The following is a 1,176-nucleotide window of genomic DNA, read 5'->3' as shown; positions in this document are numbered from 1 at the left end:
CGTCAACTCGCAGCAGGGCTTTAGAGCATGCACAGCCGTCTCCGGGACGAGCTCGGACAAATGAGCCGCCAGCGCAGCTTTTGATGGATAGACCTCCATGCGGTCGCGCATCCAGTTCGCAAGCTCGCGCAACTGGTATTATTCAATGACTTCATGCACGAGCGGGGCGTTGTAGTGGGAGACGCAGTATGAAGAGGAGGCGTAGCCTCGGTTGTCGGTTCCGCCGTCGAGCATGTAAGGGTGAATCATGCCATAGCGGGAGTGGGTCATCATGGTGAGGCTTTTGCCTGGTTTCGGCATCGGGCCTGATACCCAGATGCCCAAGGAATCCCACTGCCAAATGTCTTTGTAAACGTTCCATTCACCATGGTTGGCGATGAGACGCACTTCCACGCCCTTTGCCGCCATCTCGTCGATGAACCCCCATGAGCCCATGTTCAAGTCTCCAGCCAGGATGCGGACACCGCCAGCGCAACACTCCGCTAGTGTTTCGTACTTTTCTTTGCAAAGCCTCACCGTTCACCTTTGCGTGATCGTTGTGGCAGTGGAAGACCGCTATTATTTCTTCCATGCGATCGAAGACTGGTACGTGCCAGTTGACGGTCACCGCCAACACACGAGTCCATTTGCCACCTTGTTCCTTTTTGCATTCGGTCGTAGGAAGCCAAGCTGGCCACTCGGTTGGCGAGGCCGAACACGACGCGCCCACGGTGCAGTTCTGATGACACCCACCGGCGCACAAAGCCTGGTTCTGCGAACCCTTGAGGAGGAAACTGCACAGACGTGGAGGTCTCCGGTGGCTTCCATTCCGTCACCTCTTGTGTCAGCTGCTCGTACGTGACAACGTCGACTTCGCATGCAATAATTATCCATGCAGGCATATTCCACATGTTCCATTCGTACACGTAGCGAATACGCTTGCGCCAACCGCCCAGGTTCACTGCTGCAACGGTGAACTTGTAGTGACGGTCGCCTTTGCCGCCAGCGCAACCTTTCTCGCCACCGCACCCCTTCTCACCGTGCCCTTTGTCACCGTGCCCTTTGCCGCCAGCGCAGCCTTTCTTGCCACTGCTGCCTTTGGCCTCTGACCATTCTGCTCCGCTGCCTTTGCCTCCTTTGCCAGCGCCACGAAGACCTTTGCCAACAACATCGCGCCAAGTGAAGCGCCGCCGCTGC

The 1,176-nt window shown here is 57.1% G+C and carries 2 protein-coding genes; both read right to left on the bottom strand.

Features of this window, described 5'->3' with window-relative positions; all coding sequences use genetic code 11:
• Positions 1–138 precede the first annotated feature (138 nt).
• Positions 139–441 (bottom strand): hypothetical protein, encoded by a 303-nt coding sequence (locus ABWQ00_RS16190; protein WP_353239688.1) that lies wholly within the window; start codon positions 439–441, stop codon positions 139–141.
• A gap of 496 nt (positions 442–937) precedes the next feature.
• The coding region (locus ABWQ00_RS16185) for a hypothetical protein (protein ID WP_353239687.1) at positions 938–1,176 on the bottom strand (239 nt) is incomplete at its 5' end.

It is taken from the genome of Limnohabitans sp. (assembly GCF_040400975.1).
Classification (GTDB): domain Bacteria; phylum Pseudomonadota; class Gammaproteobacteria; order Burkholderiales; family Burkholderiaceae_C; genus Limnohabitans_A.
This window is presented reverse-complemented; position numbering and strand designations above follow the sequence as displayed.